At 61.7% G+C, this 19,792-nt stretch carries 10 protein-coding genes and 1 pseudogene; 7 read left to right on the forward strand and 4 right to left on the reverse strand.

Annotation, left to right across the window (positions count from 1 at the left end; genetic code table 11):
* Positions 1-197: 197 nt before the first annotated feature.
* Positions 198-755 (reverse strand): hypothetical protein, encoded by a 558-nt coding sequence (locus C8J45_RS07365; protein ID WP_146168585.1) that lies wholly within the window; start codon positions 753-755, stop codon positions 198-200.
* 889 nt (positions 756-1,644) lie between these two features.
* Between C8J45_RS07365 and galA the strand changes: the two genes are divergently transcribed.
* From galA to C8J45_RS07380, 3 genes are all read left to right on the forward strand, one after another.
* Positions 1,645-4,041: a beta-galactosidase GalA gene (galA, locus tag C8J45_RS07370; protein ID WP_258191354.1), complete on the forward strand. Its 2,397-nt coding sequence runs from the start codon at positions 1,645-1,647 to the stop codon at positions 4,039-4,041.
* A 663-nt stretch (positions 4,042-4,704) separates the two neighbouring features.
* Positions 4,705-7,311 carry a TonB-dependent receptor gene (locus tag C8J45_RS07375; protein ID WP_107962971.1) on the forward strand — a complete coding sequence of 869 codons (2,607 nt, stop codon included), beginning with the start codon at positions 4,705-4,707 and terminating at the stop codon, positions 7,309-7,311.
* Positions 7,311-8,447 (forward strand): arabinogalactan endo-1,4-beta-galactosidase, encoded by a 1,137-nt coding sequence (locus tag C8J45_RS07380; protein ID WP_107962650.1) that lies wholly within the window; start codon positions 7,311-7,313, stop codon positions 8,445-8,447. The genes C8J45_RS07375 and C8J45_RS07380 overlap by 1 nt, the downstream gene beginning before the upstream one ends.
* A gap of 372 nt (positions 8,448-8,819) precedes the next feature.
* Here C8J45_RS07380 and C8J45_RS18890 read toward each other — a convergent pair whose 3' ends face one another.
* Complete coding sequence (locus tag C8J45_RS18890; RefSeq protein WP_146168586.1) at positions 8,820-8,966, reverse strand: MFS transporter; 147 nt, start codon at positions 8,964-8,966, stop codon at positions 8,820-8,822.
* An 83-nt stretch (positions 8,967-9,049) separates the two neighbouring features.
* Here C8J45_RS18890 and C8J45_RS19730 point away from each other — a divergent pair.
* The 3 genes and pseudogenes from C8J45_RS19730 to C8J45_RS19135 all read left to right on the forward strand — a co-directional run.
* Positions 9,050-9,448: pseudogene (locus tag C8J45_RS19730) on the forward strand (transposase); the annotation flags it as partial.
* A 398-nt stretch (positions 9,449-9,846) separates the two neighbouring features.
* Positions 9,847-12,780 carry a TonB-dependent receptor gene (locus C8J45_RS07390; RefSeq protein WP_181321147.1) on the forward strand — a complete coding sequence of 978 codons (2,934 nt, stop codon included), beginning with the start codon at positions 9,847-9,849 and terminating at the stop codon, positions 12,778-12,780.
* A gap of 424 nt (positions 12,781-13,204) precedes the next feature.
* Positions 13,205-13,360, forward strand: coding sequence for a hypothetical protein (locus C8J45_RS19135; RefSeq protein ID WP_181321148.1), 156 nt, complete (start codon positions 13,205-13,207; stop codon positions 13,358-13,360).
* Between the two features lie 322 nt (positions 13,361-13,682).
* On the opposite strand, the gene C8J45_RS07395 is transcribed toward C8J45_RS19135, so the two are convergent.
* Together C8J45_RS07395 and C8J45_RS07400 are read right to left on the reverse strand one after the other, a co-directional pair.
* On the reverse strand, positions 13,683-16,142 hold the full coding sequence (locus tag C8J45_RS07395; RefSeq protein ID WP_374956433.1) for a TonB-dependent receptor: 2,460 nt from the start codon (positions 16,140-16,142) through the stop codon (positions 13,683-13,685).
* A gap of 88 nt (positions 16,143-16,230) precedes the next feature.
* Complete coding sequence (locus C8J45_RS07400) at positions 16,231-16,713, reverse strand: hypothetical protein (RefSeq protein WP_146168587.1); 483 nt, start codon at positions 16,711-16,713, stop codon at positions 16,231-16,233.
* Between the two features lie 898 nt (positions 16,714-17,611).
* Here C8J45_RS07400 and C8J45_RS07405 point away from each other — a divergent pair.
* Positions 17,612-19,720, forward strand: coding sequence for a M48 family metalloprotease (locus tag C8J45_RS07405; RefSeq protein ID WP_107962653.1), 2,109 nt, complete (start codon positions 17,612-17,614; stop codon positions 19,718-19,720).
* The last annotated feature ends 72 nt before the right edge of the window (positions 19,721-19,792 follow it).

Below are 19,792 nucleotides of genomic sequence, written 5' to 3' on the forward strand. Positions count from 1 at the left end.
ACTCCCCGCGCTGCCACCGGTCCCAAATCTCGGATCGCTGTGCCGCCGAGTAGTAAATCCGCTGACGCTGCTTCATCCCCACACTCCTCCTCCTCCTCAAAGAATGAAGTGTTGCGACCACCCGTTGAACCCACCGCGGTTCCCAGTCAGGAAGTTGCAGAAGCGCCCTACGGTGTCTTGCTGGCGTAAGCGCTGATCTAAGCTGGCGGTTCATGCTCTAGCCGATAGTCAACTTTCACCCGTCGCTCACGAGCCCATCGGTACGCCAATATGGGGCCGAACTTCGTCGCGACCGCAGGCATGGCCGAATAGGCCACGTCGGCTTGTGCCCGTGCGAGTGAAACGAACCCGTAGCCTGCTAACGGGAATAGGCTGATTAGCGGTCCGATCGTCGTGGCGTTCAATCGGTTGGCGTGAAGAAGGATGATCGCGGGCATCTCGCCGTCGAGAACCTTGCGGCCCAGCTCTCCATAATAGGAGATCTGAACGCGAGTATGGTCTAGATAGGCCCGCTCGATCCGCTCCGTCATGGCGCGCATCGCGTTTAGCGAGGGCGCGTTCATAGGCGCTTTTGAACAGTAATCGGATGTGTCGATTGTCAATGCGGCCAGTCTGTAGCCATGACTGGCGAGAAGCGTTTTGATCGCGAGCCGCTTGGCTTGGGTGTCGCCGACATGGTTGTAGGGAAAGCTGAACAACGGGATGGGACGGTCGCTCGATGCCGCCAGTGATCGCATGGTTGCTTCACCCTTCAACACCTAGCGATCGTGATCGAGGGGAAAGCTTTTCTGATTTCCCGCTTTGGGAAAGATAGCATCTGCCCATGTCGGCTATCGCCACCTACCTGGCCGAATGCGGACCGACCGTTTTTCTCTCCCTTTAAGCCGCCTAGCCAATGGATCAGCCGTCGAGCTCTGCCGTCCAGCCCGATAAACAAATGTAGAAGTCGGGTGGCTGGCAAGGGCAGCTAAATGTCCACTTGTGGCTCGCCTCACGAAGGCCGCTAGAGTTTTAAACAGCGTTTTCTGGTTGGCTACCGTGCTGCCCGTGACCGGTATCGTGCACTGCGTATCACGCGATAATTGCGGCTTCGAATGTCTCGTTGTGCAGCGCGGGACAGGGGCGTTCGCGTTGGACCCATTCGAGCGTATGTGCGCGCACGGATCAGCCCATTGTGGAGATCAGGTGCTTCATGCTTGGCAGTGTCCTGGACCAAACGGTCTTGGCTACATAGCGTATCGCGAACAGCAATGTTGCGTCGGCCTGAGGGAACAGCTGGGCTCCAGCCCCAGCGCATCATGCTGAGGCAAATTCCGCCTCGTCGTCCGGTCGCGCTGAACTGTTATGTCTATGCCCGCACTCTGGAGCTCTGATCCGGCCAGTTCGAGGTGCACCCATCGACACGCAGAGGTCTGGTTTTCATCGAACATCGCGTCGCATTACGGCCAGCGTGGCACGAAAGGGATCTGAACACGCTAGTCGTCGGGAAATACCTCGCGCAAACAGTTCGATTAAATTATCTTATAATAAACTAGGGAGAATGTGATGCTAGGATTTACCCGCCGCTCGGTGTTAGGCCAAAGCGCGCTCGCATTGACCGCAGTTGCCAGCCCGGCACTCGGCGCAACCGCAAGGAAATCCTCTGTGGATCCGCGACGCCCGCGATTACGCGAGCGGCTTGCGGACTGGCGTTTCGCTCTTGGTCATGCCGCGGATCTCGAGCGCGATTTCGGGTTCGGTCGTAACCAGCGGACCTTTGCAAAGGCGGGGGCGGCCACCTCGGATGCCGCCGTGGCAGCGTTCGACGACAGTAGTTGGCAACGGGTCCGCATCCCGCATGATTGGGCCGTCGCACTGCCATTCGCACCGCCCGCCGCGCCTGCCTCCAAGGATACCGAGGACGCGGTCGCTGCCCACGGGTTCAAGGCGATCGGTCGTCAGCATCCGGGGAACAGCGTCGGCTGGTATCGCTGCCCGATCGCCGTCACCGCTGCTGACCGCGGTCGACGACTATGGCTCGAGTTCGATGGCGTGTTCCGGAATTGTCTGGTGTTCGTGAACGGCCACATCGTCGGTCGCAACGACAGCGGCTACGCACCGTTTCGTGTCGAGATCGACGATTTTCTCAACTTTGACGCCCGTGAAGGAGACAGCAAAAACGTCATCACCGTGCGGGTCGATGCGACTCTTGGCGAAGGCTGGTTCTACGAAGGCGCGGGGATCTACCGCCATGTCGATCTGGTACGCGCCGATCCGGTGCACATCCCGCAATGGGGTACTGTCGTCCGCAGCGACGTTCAGGAGGACGGCGCGCAGGTCAGAGTCGCGACCGAGATCGTCAATACCGGTGACACGCCGGTCAACGGCATCCTGCGACAGCGCGTGATCGGCCCCGACCGCCGGCCGGTCGGGCAAGTGCGGGACAGCGCGTTCACGCTGGCTGCCGGCGCCCGCGTCACGCTCAACCAGCAAGCGCAAGTGGCCACGCCTGCCTTGTGGTCGGTCGAAGCCCCCAAGCTCTACACCGTCGAGGCCGAGATCGTCGTCGGCGATCATATTGTCGACCGCTACGACACGGCGTTCGGGATTCGCACGATCCACTTCGACGGCGCGCGCGGATTCCTGCTGAACGGCAAGCCCGTCAAGCTGCTTGGCAGTTGCAACCATCAGGATCACGCCGGCGTCGGCACGGGCATTCCCGATGCGTTGCACGCATGGCGTGTCGCACAGCTGAAGGACATGGGATCGAACGCCTGGCGGAGCGCGCACAACCCGCCCGCGTCCGCGCTGCTCGACGTGTGCGACGCGGCGGGCATGCTGATGATCGTCGAGGCGCGCCTCAATAGCAGCGACGACGAGGCGATGGCGCAGCTCGACCGGATCATCCGCCGCGATCGCAACCGGCCCAGCGTCATCGCCTGGTCGCTCGGCAACGAGGAGCCGCAACAGGGTTCGACCAAGGGCGCTCGCATCACCGCCGAGATGCAGGCGGTCGTGCGGACGCTGGACCCGACGCGCCCGACGACGTTCGCGTTCGACAATAGCTGGGATACCGGTGCGGCGAAGATCGTCGACGTCGTGGGCTTCAACTATCGTACCGACAAGATCGAGGCGTTCCACGAGCGCTTCCCCGACGTGCCGACGATGGGCACCGAAACCGGCAGTACCGTTTCGACGCGCGGCGCGTACGTCAACGATGCCGCGGCGCACGTCGTCCGCGCCTATGATAACGAACATCCGTGGTGGGCTTCGACCGCGGAAGCGTGGTGGTCGATCGCGGCGACTCGGCCCTACATCGCCGGCGGCTTCATCTGGACCGGTTTCGATTATCGCGGCGAGCCGACGCCGTTCGCGCAATTCCCGAGTATCTCAAGCTATTTCGGCGTGCTCGACACCTGTGGGTTCCCTAAGGACAATTATCACTACTACCGCGCGTGGTGGCGGCCGGACCTGCCGCAGGTCCATCTGCTCCCGCACTGGACCTGGCCGGGTCGCGAGGGGCAGCCGATCGAGGTCTGGGCGCACGGTAATTGCGATGAGGTCGAGCTGTTGCTGAACGGCCGCTCGCTCGGTCGCAAGCCGATGCCCCGCAACGGCCACCTTGCCTGGAGCGTGCCCTATGCACCCGGCCGGATCGAAGCGCGTGGCCTCAACAAGGGGCGGCGCGTGGCGACGTCGGTGCGCGAGACGGCGGGCGCGGCGGCAGCGGTGCACCTCACCGCGGATCGCCGGATCGTGACGGCGGATGGCGATGACGTGGTCATGCTACGGGCCGAAATCGTCGACGCGCGCGGACGTCCGGTGCCCGATGCCGATACGCAACTCACGTTCGAATGCAGCGGTGACGCAACAGTGATCGGCGTCGGCAACGGCAATCCGACCAGCCTCGAACCCGATGTCGCAAGCCGACGACGCGCATTCCACGGGTTGGCCCAGGCGATCGTTCGCGTGGGTAGCCGCGCCGGACCGTTCGATGTCGTGGTGACGGGTGAGGGGGCTAAGGGCGCATCGCTCCGGATTACGGCGATGCCGCCGGCCTAGGTCGGATGGCATTCAGTCTAAGCTGACGAACCTCGCCAATTTGGTTTGTGTCGTACGTGTTCGGGCTTCAACGGTGCCGCAAATTTGGTAAATTTGGGTTGCCCAACCGGGGAGCCTGAACCCGTTTGTCGGTTACCCCTCTTCGACACGTAGAGTCTGGTCATTCCCGCACAGACGGGACCCAGAGACTCCAACGGTCGCGATAACGTTCGGGAAGTTTGCGAGTATGGGGCCCGCCTGTGCGGCAATGACGGGCCCGCGTCATAAAGGGATGGTCGCCGAACCAAACCGGGGTGACGGAGCCGTCTTGGGAGCTGTCGCGGGACAGACGTAACGATCGATTCGGCATAGGCCGGCCGATATTTTACGGCCGGCCAGGTGATCTTTTCGGCATCACGACACCCTCTGACCGCACCCCGAATATTCCCTGTTGCGAAATGTGTCATATATATCATACAAATAATATCTGGCTCCAATGAGGGTCGATGTAGGGGAGTGATGATGCGCAACAGGTTCATGTTGCTGACTGCGGTCAGCCTTTTGTCTCTGGAAGGGGCCGCAACGGCACAGTCAAATCAAGGCGGATCGACCAGCGCATCTCCCACTGTGGACGCGGCGTCGCCGGTTCCCGCAGAGGCTGCATCGACCGATATCGTGCCGGCCATGGGCTCGGCTCCGACAAGTGTTGTTCCGCAAGCGACGACCGACGAGATAGTCGTCACCGGCTATCGCCAATCGCTGCGTACCGCGATCGCGGGTAAGCGCAACGCTGACCGTGTCCAGGAGGTGCTGTCGTCGGAGGATATCGGCAAGCTGCCCGAAGCCAGCATCGCGGAGTCGCTCGCGCGCCTGCCGGGCCTGACCACGAACCGCGATCGCGGCAACGGCACCCAGATCGGCATTCGCGGGCTCGGCCCCAATCTGGTGAGCACGCTGCTCAACGGCCGCGAGATCGTCTCCGCCGAGGGCAGCCGCAACGTCCGCTACGAGCAATATCCGGCCGAACTGATCAACGGCGCGTCGGTGTTCAAATCGCCGACCGCAGCGCAGGTCGAAGGCGCGATCGCCGGCCAGATCGATCTCCGCACGATCCGCCCGCTCGATGTCAGCGGCACTAAGATCGTCCTGAACGCGCGTGCGATCTACAGCGACCTTGCAGGCGACGTGCAGGATTCCAAGCCGTGGGGCTATATCGCCAGCGCGTCGTATATCGGACAGTTTCTCGACAATACGCTAGGCGTCGCGGTCGGCTATTCGGGACGGCGTCAGTCCGTTGCGACGGTTCGGACCAACGTGTTCCGCTACACCAACAGCTTCGCGGACCTTAACGGCGATGGCCAGGGCGACGACCAGATTCCGTTCGGTTTTGAGGCCCTCTCGCGCGGTGGCGACGACATTCGTCATGGCGCGCTGGCAGCACTGCAATGGCGGCCGAGCAGCCAGTTCGAGGTGAATGGCGACTTCTTCTACAGTCGCGTGAAGTTCGACGAGACTCAGCGCGGCCTGCGCGTCGAGAACCTGCCGTTCGGCAACACGCTGACCAATGCGACCGTCCAGAACGGCTATGTCACCGGCATCACCACCACCAATGCAAACACCAACTTCGGCCAGGTCGTGCGCGGCGTGAACGAACTGTTCTTCTTCAAGGACGATCTCTACGCGGGCGGCCTGAACGCCAAGTGGAGTCCGGAGGGGTGGGAGATCACCGGCGATGTTGGTTATTCAAAGACACATCGCGACCAGCAGTTTCTGACGCTGCGGACCGAACCGTTCGGCGTCAACGCGACTACCTCGTTCCTGACGAGCCCTGGCAAGGTGCCCACGATCGGGGTCAATGTCGATTTGACTGATCCGACGCTCAACCGGATTGCCGATTTCCAAATCCCGGCGAACGGCGGCGGCGCACCACTAATCAATGACGAGCTCTACAGCGGCAGCTTCGACGCGCGCCGCGAGATCGGCCAGGGGCCACTCGCCGCGCTGCGTTTCGGTGGCCGTTTTACCGACCGCTCGAAGGACTATACGCAGCGCACGCAGTTCGGCTTCATTGATCTCGCGGCGCGCACGACGGTTCCCGCCAGCCTGCTGAATGCGCCGTATAGCTTCTCGGGTGCCTATGCGGGCCTGCCATCGGTGCAGTCGATTGACATACTCGGCGCGGTCAACCAGCTGTTCGGGCCAATCAACCCGACCACGTCGGTGTTCGATCAGCAATCGAGCTGGAAGGTCGGCGAGAAGACCTATGCGGGCTACGCGCAGGTCGATCTCGCCGGAGATATCTTCGGGCTGCCGTTCACCGGCAATTTGGGCCTGCGCGTCATCCGTACCGAGACGCTGTCGCAGAGCACGCGCGTCGACCAGACGCAGTTGCCCGATGGCTCCGCGCCGGTGACCGTCACGCCGGTTTCAGTCGCGAACGAATTCACCGACTGGCTGCCGAACCTCAATCTAACGTTCAAGGCGACCGACAAGCTCCAGTTCCGCCTCGGTGCAAGCCAGGCTGTATCGCGGCCGCCGCTCGACGATCTGAGCGCAGGGTTCGGCGTGTTCACGTTCGGTGCGCCGGCGGCGTTCGGCGGCAACCCGCTGCTCGAACCGTTCCGAGCTAAACAGCTTGATGCCACCGTCGAATGGTATTTCGACCGCGACAGCGCGCTGACCGTCTCAGGGTTCTATAAGAAGCTCGGCACCTATATCGTTCCGCAGGTCACCAGCATCTTCGTACCCAACCCCGCCGGCGGTCCCGATCTGGAGGGTACGTTCCGCCAGCCGGTCAATGGCCAGGGCGGCGAGATCAAGGGCGTCGAAGTGTTGTTCCAGAAGGCCTTCACCTTCCTGCCGGGCGCACTCAGCGGCTTCGGCGTGTATCTCAACTACAGCTATACCGACAGCAACATCACGGTGGACGAGAGCGACAACGCGATCGGTACGATCCAGCTGCCGGGGCTGTCGAAGCATGTCGGTAACGCCACGCTCTACTACAGCAAGGCGGGCTTCGAGGCGCGGGTCGCGTACCGCTATCGCAGCAGCTATGCGACGGAACTCGGCGATACCGACCGCATCCTCTACACCGCTCCCGAAGGCGTGATGGATTTCCAGACGAGCTATGACTTCGGCAAGGATTCGAAGCTGGCGGGGCTCAAGCTGTTGTTCCAGGCGAACAACCTGACCGACGAGCCGTTCGAGACCTATTATGGCGATCGTAGCTTGCAGGGGCGGTACGAGAAGTTCGGACGACGGTTCCTGATCGGTGCGGGGTTCGAATTCTGATGCGCAACGCTCTTTTCACGCTCGCCCTGCTTTCGTCCGCCGCGAGTGCGCAGACCGCGCCGAGGCTTGTCGCGAAACCGGCAAGCGGGCTCTACCTCGGCGCCGACCTGTCCTACGTCAACGAGATGGAGGATTGCGGCGCTGTCTTTCGCGCGAAGGGCAAGCCGGTCGATCCGTTCACGCTGATGAAGGCGAAGGGCGGGAATATCGTCCGCGTTCGGATCTGGAACGATGCGAAGTGGACGAAGTACAGCGACCTCGCCGACGTGACGAAGACGATCCGGCGCGCGAAGGCGGCGGGGATGCAGGTGCTGCTCGACTTCCATTATTCGGACGATTGGGCAGACGGGGAGAAGCAGATCGTCCCCGCTGCCTGGGCGACGCTCGATACCGCGGCGCAGGCCAAGGCGCTCTATGCCTATACGCGCGACGTGTTGGGCAAGCTCGATGCGGATGGGCTGATGCCGGAGATGGTGCAGGTCGGGAACGAGACCAACCCCGAGGTTATGGGGCCGCTGCCGAAGGGCAACCTCAAGGACCACAAGATCGACTGGACGCGTAACGCGACGTTGCTCAACGCCGGGATCAAGGCGGTGCGCGACGCGGGCAAGGTGGCCAAGATCAATCCGCGGATCATGCTGCACATTGCGCAGCCCGAGCATGTCGCGGCGTGGTTCGACGATGCGACGGTGGCGGGGGTGCTCGATTACGACGTGATCGGAATCAGCTATTACCGCAAATGGTCGACGCGAACGCCTGCGCAGTTGGGCGAAACGATCGCGTATGCCAAGGATAGATACAAGGCCGACGTGATCGTGGTCGAGACGGCATACCCATTCAGCCCGGTCGGCGAGGATGCGTCGCCCGACCTGCTCGGATCGGATTCGCTGCTGCCGGAGTATCCCGCGACGCCGAAAGGGCAGCTGAAATACCTTGTCGACCTGACGCAGACCGTCGTGGACGCAGGCGGGATCGGCATAGTGTATTGGGAGCCGGCTTGGGTCTCGACGAAGTGCGGGACGCGCTGGGGCAAGGGCTCGAACTGGGAAAATGCGGCGTGGTTCGGCCTTGGGCGGCACGAAGCGTTGCCGGCGTTCGACTTCCTCGGGCGGCAATATGTGAAGCGACCGAAGTAGGGGCGGCAGTCTTCGACGTGAGTCCAATTTAACCTTTCATTGGTGCCATGAACGCGGTTGGCTTCGCGCCATATGTGCAGGCAATGACCGCGGCGGACCGAGCCTCAGCCGATGGCGGTCATCATCTGATTATGCTCTCTGCACGATACCGCCGAATGGCAAGATGCACGTATCTACGGCCCATATCGCGACCGCTTGCCCTTTCTTCTATTGCGGTGCCAATGCCCTGCGTTCCGCGCGCGGCCAGCAGGATCGAGAGCGTCGGCCCAGCGCGCAGTCGATCGACGCGAGTGCCAACAGGACTGTGCCGGACACCGGCATTCGCCTGCGGCCGTAATGGTCGCCCGCTACGCAATCCAGCAGAGGCCGCGCCTAAAGCGGCGGCAGATACGCGTTGATGATCCAGGAAAGGTCCGAAGCATGACCGCCAAGATTTTTGCCCATCGCGGGAAGCTCGACGTTGGTCACCGAGCCGTCGATAATGGCAAGGCACGAGGCCAGCATCGCCGCGGCCATCATCCAGACGGGATAGCGAACAGCTGTCGTCCGTGTGGCGTCTGCATGGGGGCGCCTGAAGCCGTGGGCGCGCACTACTTAGCGCGCCCAGGATGATCGTCACCGGCAACGGCACCGAACTGACTTCGAACGCAGTGCTCGCGTGGTCAGGCGGTACCGGCGTTGATTGGCATTACATCGTACCGAGCAAGCCGACGCAGAATGGGTTCGTCGAGAGCTTCAACGGTCGTATGCGGGACGAACTGATCAACGAGACGCTGTTTTTCACGGTCCGGCGTTCTTCACGGTCCGGCAGGCGCTCTCGATCCTCGCGCGCTGGGTCGACGATTACCGAGCGGTCGCACCCTTCGCCCCGCTACGCCTACGCCACGCCGGCAGCCTTTGCCGCCGCGCTCGAAAAGCAACGAACAGGTATAAACCCGACCGTTACTTCACCTGCACTCCCGCGCGACAACAAAGGCCGGTCTCCGCTTGCCGCTGGATGAACGGCGGGGGGCACGTCCAGGACGACGTCATGTTCGACAGCAATCTTATGCAGATAGGAACGGATCACCCCGTGCGAGGCGGACATATAAGATCACATTGTTACAAAGGATGAAATGTTACGACAGTAACAGTGCCATATTTACGACAGGCTTCTGAAAATTGCTGCAGCCGCGAGCATTCGCTTTACAGTCTAAAATGACTTGTCAATCTTACCCCATGCACGGGGCCCCTTGCTGAACGAACCGGTCTCGCCAGAGCAACATCGCTCGGCGGCAGTGAGGAATTATGCATGACGATAACGCGTGTTCGGTCCAGGTTTAATTGTAGCACAGCTTTGAAGGCCATTGCTCTAATCAGCACCGGTGTAATTGGTTTTTCATTCACCGCTAGTTCGGTAATGGCGCAGGATTTCCAGACGGTCGCGGCATCGGGGCGGATACAAGGCGCCGATGGAAAGGTCATCTCGGGCGCGACGGTAACTGTCACGTCGAATGTCCAAGGCTTTTCTCGTACAATTACTACTGGGCGCGATGGTAGTTACAGAATTCCGCAACTGCCGAGCGGGACCTATACGTTCACGATAACGGCGGCTGGGTTTGATACGTTTACCGATCCGACGGTATCGCTTTCCCAAAATTCATCTGGCAACGCGTTCACGCTTGTACCGGTTGGCGCCGCGAGCTCCGGCGATATCGTGATTGTGGCCAAACGCGTTGCAGTGGCGGACTTCGAAGGGACCACGACCGGTGCGGTCATCAATGTCGCGGACATTGCAAACCGCGTTCCGGTCGGCCGCGATCTCAACTCGATCATCCAATTAACGCCGGGCGTGTCTCAAGGCGATAGTGCGTTCGGAGCATTGCCATCGATCGGTGGCGCCTCCGTCGGTGAGAACCAGTATTTCGTGAATGGATTGAACGTCACCAATTTCCGTACTTTCCTAGGTGCGAACACGGTGCCATTCGAATTCTACGACTCGGTGGAAGTGAAAGATGGTGGATATCAAGCAGAATATGGCCGATCAACCGGTGGTTTCATCAGCGCGACGACCAGATCGGGAAGTAACGATTTTCACGCAGGCTTGGTTACTACCTATTCACCCAACGGTCTGCGCAGTAAATCACCCAACACGTTGACGGCTGACAACGATAAGGATTATTCTTCCGATCTGCGGTCGGACTTTTACATTTCAGGGCCGATCATCAAGAATCACCTGTTCTTCTACGGGCTGTATGAGGCCCGCGACGTCAAGACGGGCAATGGTGGCACGATCGACCGCAACGCGACGTACGTGACGTCGTCGACCAAGAGTCCGTTCTTCGCCGGGAAGGTCGATGCGGTCATCACCGATGGCCAGCGCCTCGAATTCACTTATTTCCGGACGAAGGGCGTCACCACCGACGTTGCCAACGTCTATGATTCCACGACCAATCGGATCGGAGATTACCTCAGCACGCAAGACAACGAGACAGGGGGGGACAATTACGTTGCCCGCTATACGGGACAGTTCACGAAGTGGTTCACCTTTTCAGCAGCGTACGGTAAAAGCCAGGATCGAACCAACGCGATCTCGGCAATCCCCGACATTTCCTATGTCGAGGACGATCGCGGCGACCCGTCGCAGGTGCCGGGGTCGAACCCGGATACGACGATCGAGACGCACAAGGATACGCGCGAGTTCTATCGCGCCGATGCCGATGTTTACGTGAATCTACTCGGCACCCATCATTTCCGTTTTGGTTATGACAGGGAAAATCTCACCACATCGGGCGAGACAAGCTACACCGGCGGCGCCTATTATCAGCTTTTTTCAACGACCAGCGCAGCAATTTGCGGAACGGCAGCGTCTTGCGATTACGTTCGCGGGCGCACTTTCGAAAGCGGCGGGACGTTCCATACCAAGAACGAAGCTTTCTACATTCAGGACAGCTGGTCGACGCTCAACGACCGGCTGACGCTGCAGGCAGGGCTTCGGAACGATCGTTTTGCCAACAACAACATCGATGACGTGACCTATTACAAATCGGGCAACCAGTGGGGCCCCCGTCTAGCGATGATCTTGGATCCGTTCGGTAACAAGCGGACGAAGGTCTACGCGTCTTTCGGACGATATTTTCTTCCGATCGCGGCAAACACCAACATCCGCCTCGGCGGTGCCGAATACGACGTCTATTCCTATTACAAGCTCGACGGGATCGGTGCGAACGGACAACCTATCCTCGGGACACCAATAACGCGTTCGGGATCGTGCATCCGTCCCGACACCACTTATGGCGTGACGAACAATTGCACGGTCGTATCGGACGGAACGACTGCAGAGACGGCGGCTACGGTGGCGCAGAACCTCAAGCCGCAGTCGGCCGACGAGTATATCCTCGGCTTCGAACAGAAGCTGGGCTCGCGCTGGACGCTTGGTCTCTACGGCACTTACCGGAAGCTTAACCGGGCGCTCGAGGACTCGGCCGTCGACGCCGCAGCACGTAGCTATTGCGTGGCGCAGGGCTTCGATATCGATGCGTGTTCCGCCATCTATGCCGGGTTCAGCCAGTATGTCCTGAACAATCCGGGCGCCGACATAACCACGCAGCTCACGCTGCCAGATGGCACGACGCCTACGGTGACGCTATCGAATATCGGCTATCCAAAGGCGAAGCGCGTATACAAGGCAGTAACCTTCAAGTTCGATCGCGCCTTCGACGGCGTTTGGAGCATCGGTGGATCTTACACATGGTCGAAGACCAAGGGAAACTACGAGGGTTCCGTGACATCCGATAACGGTCAAACCGATGCCGGCCTAACCCAGGACTTCGATCAGCCCGAACTCACCTATGGGTCGTACGGATATCTACCGAACGACCGGCGCCATAACTTCAAGGTCTACGGCAGCTACAAGATTGGCGATTGGTTGGTTTTGGGAGCGAACGGGAACATATCCTCCCCCCGTCACTTTGGCTGTTTCGGCGTTTTGCCTTCCGACCTGACGGACTTTGCGCAGACGATCAACGACGCTTACGGTGCTGCGTCACGGTACTGCCCGCTTGCGAACGGTGAAATCAGCGATGCGAACCCCATCGTGGAAGTGAGCCGCGGTACCGGCTTTCACACCGACTGGATCACGTCGCTCGATCTCACGGCCGGCTTCACGCTGCCTACCGATGCCTTTAACGCCGTGTTGCGCTTCGACGTCTTCAACGTATTCAATTCGAAGGGTGTGACCGACGCTAACGAGTTCGGCACGAACGCTGACGGTTCGGTTCGCTCTGACTATCAAGCTGCTACCGGCTATCAATCACCACGTTCGGCCAGAGTCCAGCTTCAGCTCCGCTTCTAGGAGCTATCAATCTTTGGGGAGGCATAGCTTCCCCAAAGATTAGAATAGATATAAAACGAAGCTGTCTTGTCGGGCATCGGTGCGTAAGTGGATAAGATATTGCTATCATTTCTTTCGCTAGAGACGATGTATTCACCGGCTGATGAGCCAATTTCCGCGTATGATTTGGCAATGTTCGATAAAGCGCGCCTGCTATTACGTTGAGTTGATGAGGTCTTGCCGACAACATCGCGCTTTTCGACGCACCGGTCGACATGGAGCGGACGTTCGCGGCGGCGACCGCGGCATCGATACACGACGACATCCCGCGAGTGCCGATCGCGTACGAAACGCTGGTGGGCGACGTGGGGCAGGCGTTGTCGGGGAGCTAGAAGCAACGCGTGCTGCTTGCCCGTGAGTCAAACCGCCAACCCGAATACTGGTGATGGGCGAGGGCACGGCGCATCTCGACAGCGCGTACGAGCGGGCGGTGAACGCGGCGATCTGGACGATGGGAATCACGCGGATTATCGTCCACCGCGGGGAAGCTCTCAAGGCGTTCGACCGAGTACCGATGATAGCCCATAGTAGACTACGATAAATCTGGCGAAAGTTCCCAGCGCGCTGATCAATGAGCCGATCGATCGGGATTGGGCTAACCATTAGTCTTTCGCCGAAATGTGAAATTATAATCTCTGTCGAACTTTCCCAGTATAAGATCCGCTGTTGGGCTTTAGGTCTCTTGCAGGCGGGTAGCATGAAGTGTGAGCAGACTAACGCTCTCGAAAGCTGTCCTCGCTCACCGGCCGGCGGGTTTCCACCTACACGGTCGCCTCAATTATTGGCTCCAGGACGAGTAGCTGTCTCTTAAGCCCAGGTGTTGCGGAGGCGGCGGCTTAACCCCCACCTCCGCCGCACCGCCGTCAGAACCCTACGTTCAGTGTTGCCGACACAGCACGCGGTGCGCCGATCTGGGCGTAGGTCAGCGAGTTGGTCGCGCTCGTGCCGCTGAAGCCGCCGACATAGAGCTTGTCGAACAGGTTGCTGATGTTCAGCTGCAGATACGTCTGGTCGTCGAGTCCCAGTGGCTTGAGCGAAATGCGCGCGTCGAGATTGACCAGCGTATAGGCCGGCGCCTTGGCCCCATAGACGTGGACGCCCGAGATCGTAACGGGCAGGTTCTGGTCGTTGACGTACCGCTCGCCCGTACGCTTGGCCTCTAGGCCGACCCGGATCGGTCCGGCATTGCCCTCGACACGGCCGCCGAAGGTGTAGGTGGGAGCGCCTGCCTCACGCTTGCCAGCGGTGTAGTAGGTAATCGTGGCGGACGCCGGGATGTCGTCGAGAATCTTCGACTTCAGATATGACCCGAAGGCGTAGAGCGTTACTAGGTCGATCGGACGATAGCTGATGCTGCCGTCGATCCCGTATTTGTGGACGGTGCCGAGATTGCGGTAGATCGTCGTGTTGGTCTCGAGATCGTAGGACGAGGCGAGCCGGTCATGGAACACGGTGTACCAGCCTGAAACCTGCGCCTGCATGCGGCCCATCTGGTACCGCAGCCCGGCATCGAAATTGTCGGTCGTCTCGGGCTTGGCACCCTCGGCGCCGGAAGTCCCGTCGGCATAATAGAAGCTGTTGTAAAGGTTGTCCGTGCCCGGAACCTGCATGCCCTTCGAATAATTCGCGAAGACGGCAAGTGGCGCTACGAGCTGGTACACGAGGCCCGCACTTGGCAGCACGCGGTTATACGTGAACTTGCGCTGCTGAGGCCCCTGATAGTTCGGATAGGCAGCGGCGATGATCGCATCGGTCGCCGCACTCTGACCCGAACAGATCAGCGCGCCGGTCGCACTGGTGGTGAAACAATAGTTGTGCAGGTCGCGCGTGAAGAACGGTGCGCGGATGCCGGCGTTCAAGGTCAGCTTGCTGTCGAAGAACCGCCCGCGATATTCGCCGAACGCCTGGTTCAGGATCGCCTTCGAGAATCGATCCCGCTTCTGGAGCGCGGTACCGGTCGAATCGAGCAGTGGGCTCTCGGTCGGGAACGGCGTGGTCGCCAAGCCGTAGCCATTGATCGTGGTCAACTCGCCGGTCTGGCGATGGCGGCCGTAATCGAGGCTGTAGCCGACGCGTACCGTCTGCGCGTCGTTGAAATCGTACCGCAGGCCGAGGTTGAGCAGGTAGCGGTTGGTCTCCGTGGCGCTCGGCGCGCTGACGAGCACGCTATCCTTGGTGTCGCCGTCGCCGTTCAAATCGATGCCGCCGAAATACGGCGTGCTGCCGACATAGCCTGCGACCGCTTGGCCGCCGATCGTCGCAAAGCCCTCCGAGGCGGTCGCGGTGCCGCCACCGTTCGCCAGCGTGTACGAATAGGCGGCATCGGCGGTGAAGGTCAGCTTGTCGGTCAGCGTGAAGCGCGAATTGACGCGGATGTTGGCGGTCTTCGACGGATTGTAGCGATAGTCGTAGGCGCCGAACCCGCAGGCGACCCCTGCGCTGCTGACGCAATTCGCGACGTCGTAGAACCGCTCGTCACGCGTCTGCGGGAAGCGATTGCCCGAGCCCGTACCGACGCTGGCGCCGACATTGCTCAGCGGCACCGAGCCGAAGAAGTTGTTGATGTTGCGATTGTAATGACCTGCAACGGAGATGAAATCGCCGTTGTTGCCGATCGGCTGGTAGATCTTGGCATTTATCTGCGTCTTGTCGATCTTGCCTGCGTCGGTGAACACGACGTTGTTGGTCGACTTGCTGGCGGAGAAGAACGCACGCGTCCCGAACGGCGTGAAGACGCCGGTGTCGACCGCGCCGAACACGCGGAAGAAGTCGTACTGGCCGACTGAACCCGCCATCCGAACGTGGAAATCCTCGGACGGATTGCGCGTCGTGTAGTTGATCGTCGAACCGGTCGCCGACGCGCTCGGGCTGTCGACATCGGTCGAACCGAGGCTGACCGCGACCTGGCCGATCAGTTCGGGATCGAGTTGCTGGTTCGAATAGATTGCATAGCTGCCGGTGTCGTTGAGCGGAAAGCCGTCCCACATCTCCGACACGCGGCTGGCGTCGAAGCCGCGGATGCTCAGCGTGCCGCCCGACGAGCCATAGGGATCGTTGTTCTGGAAGCTGACGCCGGGCAGCATGTTGATCGTGTCGTTGATCGACTGGCCGGGTGTCTCGTGCTGGATGAACTCCGCGTTCAGTCCGACCTTGGCCTTGGATGTCGCGGGAAGGACGACGCCGCCGATGGCTTGATCGCCCTTCTTGCCGGTGATGACGATCTCCTCGAAATCCTTGGTGCCGGTCGACTGCGCGAACGCAGGAGTCGCGATCAGACACAAGGAGCAGCCGAACAGGCCGCGCGTCAGATTGGTTTTGCCCACTTTTATACCCCGAGATGATGGCGACATGCCGTGCGCCACTCGGACAGATGCGGTATGCGCCCCGCATTTCTGAGGGATTTCCGGTTTGTTACACACCGCTCATAATTGCCGGTGCTGAGCCGGCCTCACGAACTCGACGATGGTACGGAAAGAACGCGATATGCGGCCCCATACGGGAGCGATCGCCGCGAAAGTACCGGAACGGGAGCGCTGCGCGACCATGCTCCGCCCAATGGCCAAATCTGCGCCGGGCGCCGCTTTGTCGGTCGACCGCGGTCTGCAACACATTACGGCGCGCGTTGCGCGCGGTCGCCTGCGCCGTGACCATGTCGGTATCGGTGATCAGCCGAGCCTCGTACTGGTTCGGCGGGTTCGCCTCCGCGCGGTTCGGCTCGGTTACCGCTTCGCGCGGCAAAGCCCCCTGAGGCGTTAGGATCCGCGGCGCCACGAGCTGGTCCTCGACATCCTGGAACACCGCCAGCACGGTCTGGCGATAGACGGCGACCGTGCCGTCGTACGCAGCACGTGCCTGGGCATCGCGAGCACGCCGGGCGGGAGCTGTCGGTGGCAAGATTAATACGCGAGCAGGCGCAGTCCGAGGGGCGGCCTGCTCGACCTGCATGAGCATAGCGGTCGGCGGGCGCTGCATGCGCGCGCGTTGGTCGACCATCGCGGCGATGACGAAAGCACCCTAGCCATCTACGAACATGGGCTGTTCGCGGGCAGCCAAACGGTTGCACAGCTCAGCGCCAGAAACCTGTCTCGCTTCTTCGGACCGGACACGCCAACGAGCGTGATGGATCCGTTAGAGATCAGATGGACGAATGGCCGGTTGAAGCAGGAAGTTAGGGGGCGTGAATGTCCAGAATTGGGCGTTGTCGACCCAGCGCTCCGAATGGGATCGCGTTCCGGCACTTATCGGTTGTCGATGCCAATGAAATTCACGGCGGGCAGCGAGGTGGTACTACCGCCGCCGACGAACGCTGATCCCAAAATCGCTCGAGCACCTTGGGAACGCCATGATCGAAATACGGCGACCGGAGGCTATCGTAAGTATTTGATAGCGCGCAACCTATGCGTTCTGACCTTCCGCCACAGACGGCTCTCGATCGATTTGGCCGCTACGAATGGACTATTTCGGTGGTTGAAATTGATCGAGGTTGGGTTCAGCGGGTGGCCTTCGTGCAAAGGAAACGCTTGATTTCGACAATCCTTCAGGTCGTTTGCGGGGGCTTTTTCGCCGCGGTGATGAGGCTCGGCCGGCGTTGGTACATGTACGTGGCGCATGCAGGGAGACCGTACGACGCGGTCGACATCGCACTAACTGGCTGCCGCCATCCCGGTGCCGGGCTGGAGGGACGTCATTGGCGCTCAGCCATCTGAGTATTCCGTAAAAATTCGCGCGCCGAGACAGAACCGACGGATCGCGTTCTGATCGGGCGTAATCGTTCGTCAAAGGGGAGAACGCGATGCGACGCCTGCCGCAACCATACGCCATGCTGATCAGCATCCTGCTGGTACCGCTGCTGCTTGGCGTACTCGGCGATTGGGAGCGCGTGCGGGCGCAGGGCTCGGTCGCCGAATACACCGCCATGCAGTCCTCCCTTCCGCAGCAGGTGCGCGCGATGCGCGAACTCGGCGCGCGCGACAGCACTGCCTCGGTCGACCTCGGCAATCCGGAGACCGTCTACGCCCCCGCACTCGCGGCCGACATGGTCGAGGAGCGCCTGCCGTCGGTCCGGCGCAGCCTGATCCTTGCCCGCGTGCAGGGGCCGCTCGCCTGGAGCGTGATCGGGGGCGCGCTGCTGGCGTTGATCTGCGGCGCGATCGGGCTGGCCGCAGCGCAGATTGCCGCGCGCCGGGCGATGGTGTCGCGCGATGCGCTCGTGACGAGCTTTGCCGCGCTCCAGCGCGCGCTGCCGCTGGTGCTGGGCGGCATGGTGATCGGGCTCGCGCTCGCCGTGGTCTGTGGGGTGCTGTTCGAACTGATCAGCCTGTGGTCGTCGGTGACGCTGTCGGGCGGCGGCGTGAAGCTGATGTTCGCGGGCGTGGTGCTGGCCCTGGTAGCGTTGGGGACCGCCTGGTCCGCGATCCGCGCGCTGCGCGAGGTGGTGGCGCTCTATACGCCGCAACCGGGCGAGGTCACCGGACGGGCGGTGAGCGTGGACGAAGCGCCTGCGCTATGGCGTTTCGTGCAGGACATCGCCGGCCGGCAGAAGGCGATCGCCCCCGATACGCTGGTGCTGGGGTTGGCGCAGGGTTTCTACGTCACCGAGCAGGACCTGCTGCTGTCGCCGGGCGAGCGACGTGTTTCGGGGCGTACGCTCTACCTGCCGGCGCCGTACCTGCAGTTCCTCGACGAAGGCGAGGTGGCGGCGATCGTCGGCCACGAACTGGCGCACTTCATCGGCGAGGACACTGCGTACAGCCGGCGCTTCGCACCTCTTTACGCGGGGATGGGACGCGCGCTGGCGGCAATGCATTCGGACGCCAACGGTCTGCTGCTGCTCAAGGGACCGCTGCAACTGGCCGATCACGCGATGGAGCGGTTCGATCTCGCGGTGCGCCACTGGAGCCGTCTGCGCGAGTTCGAGGCGGATCGGCTGGGCTCGCTGGTGTCCGGCGGCCGGCCAGCCGCCTCCGCGCTGATCCGGACGGCGGTGGTCGCACCGCCGGTCGACGCCGTGCTCGAGGACGCCTTCGCGAACCCACCCGAAGACGATCCGGATCTCGTCGCCATGGCGGCGCAGATGGTCGAGGAGAAGGGGTGGCCGGACATCCGCGCCTATCTGGAAGACGTGCAGTCGCACCCGACCGATACCCATCCGCGCACGCCCGAACGCATCCAGCGGCTGGACGTCGCGCTCGACGATGCCTTGCTGGAAACCGCGCTGCGTGCGCCACGCGACGGACCGCGACCCGCAGGCGAGCGCCTGATCGCCGACTGGCAGGACTGGTGCCGACGCCTGAGCACGGATTATCTTGCCGAAGCCCGCGATGCCCATGCGCGCCACCGCCAATTTCTGGAGCAAACCGCCGCGGCGGTGCCGCAGGAGGCGGTGACGCTGTACAACAATGTCGGTCCGGCGAGCTGGGTGCAGTTTGGTGCGGCGATGCTGTTCCTCGCCGCAGGCGCGGCGATCTGGATATTCCGGCAGCCGATCGGCCTCGGGCACGACACGTTCGAGCTGCGGCTGGTTATCGGTGCCTTCGTGGGTGCGGCAGTGATCTTCGTGATGGGCGGCGCCTTGATCCGCCGTGGCGCGCGGACGCCCTATCTGATCCTGCTGCCCGAAACGTTGAGTTCCCCGCAGCTTGATGCGCCGATCGCGTGGCGCGACGTAGAGGCCTGGGGGGTCGCCTTCGGCACTCGCTTCGGCCTTGATCTGGTACTGGAGGACGGCGTGGCTCTGCCCCGCGCACGGCGGTTCGCGCGAGGGACCGCGGTGCGGAAGGCCAAGCGCCTGGTCACGATCGGCGCTTACGGCGTTCGCGGCATGGTCGTCGAGGATTTCCGGCAGTTGATCGAAAGCTACTTCCAGGCGGAGCAAGCCCGGCGCGCTCTGGCGGAGCGCTGACGCGCGCGGCATGCGCTCGCGCTTTGCCGCTGCGCTGACGGTCGCGGACGTGGTTAGTCAGCGCCCCGGATC

Source organism: Sphingomonas sp. PP-CE-3G-477, from assembly GCF_003050745.1.
Lineage (GTDB): Bacteria > Pseudomonadota > Alphaproteobacteria > Sphingomonadales > Sphingomonadaceae > Sphingomonas.

Excerpts from the sequence above, each read along its gene's own strand:
- C8J45_RS07375 (WP_107962971.1), top strand. The coding sequence starts at position 4,705 with ATGGGCTCGGCTCCGACAAGTGTTGTTCCGCAAGCGACGACCGACGAG.
- C8J45_RS07380 (WP_107962650.1), top strand. The coding sequence starts at position 7,311 with ATGCGCAACGCTCTTTTCACGCTCGCCCTGCTTTCGTCCGCCGCGAGT.
- C8J45_RS18890 (WP_146168586.1), bottom strand. The coding sequence starts at position 8,966 with ATGATGGCCGCGGCGATGCTGGCCTCGTGCCTTGCCATTATCGACGGC.
- C8J45_RS07390 (WP_181321147.1), top strand. The coding sequence starts at position 9,847 with ATGGCGCAGGATTTCCAGACGGTCGCGGCATCGGGGCGGATACAAGGC.
- C8J45_RS19135 (WP_181321148.1), top strand. The coding sequence starts at position 13,205 with ATGGGCGAGGGCACGGCGCATCTCGACAGCGCGTACGAGCGGGCGGTG.
- C8J45_RS07405 (WP_107962653.1), top strand. The coding sequence starts at position 17,612 with ATGCGACGCCTGCCGCAACCATACGCCATGCTGATCAGCATCCTGCTG.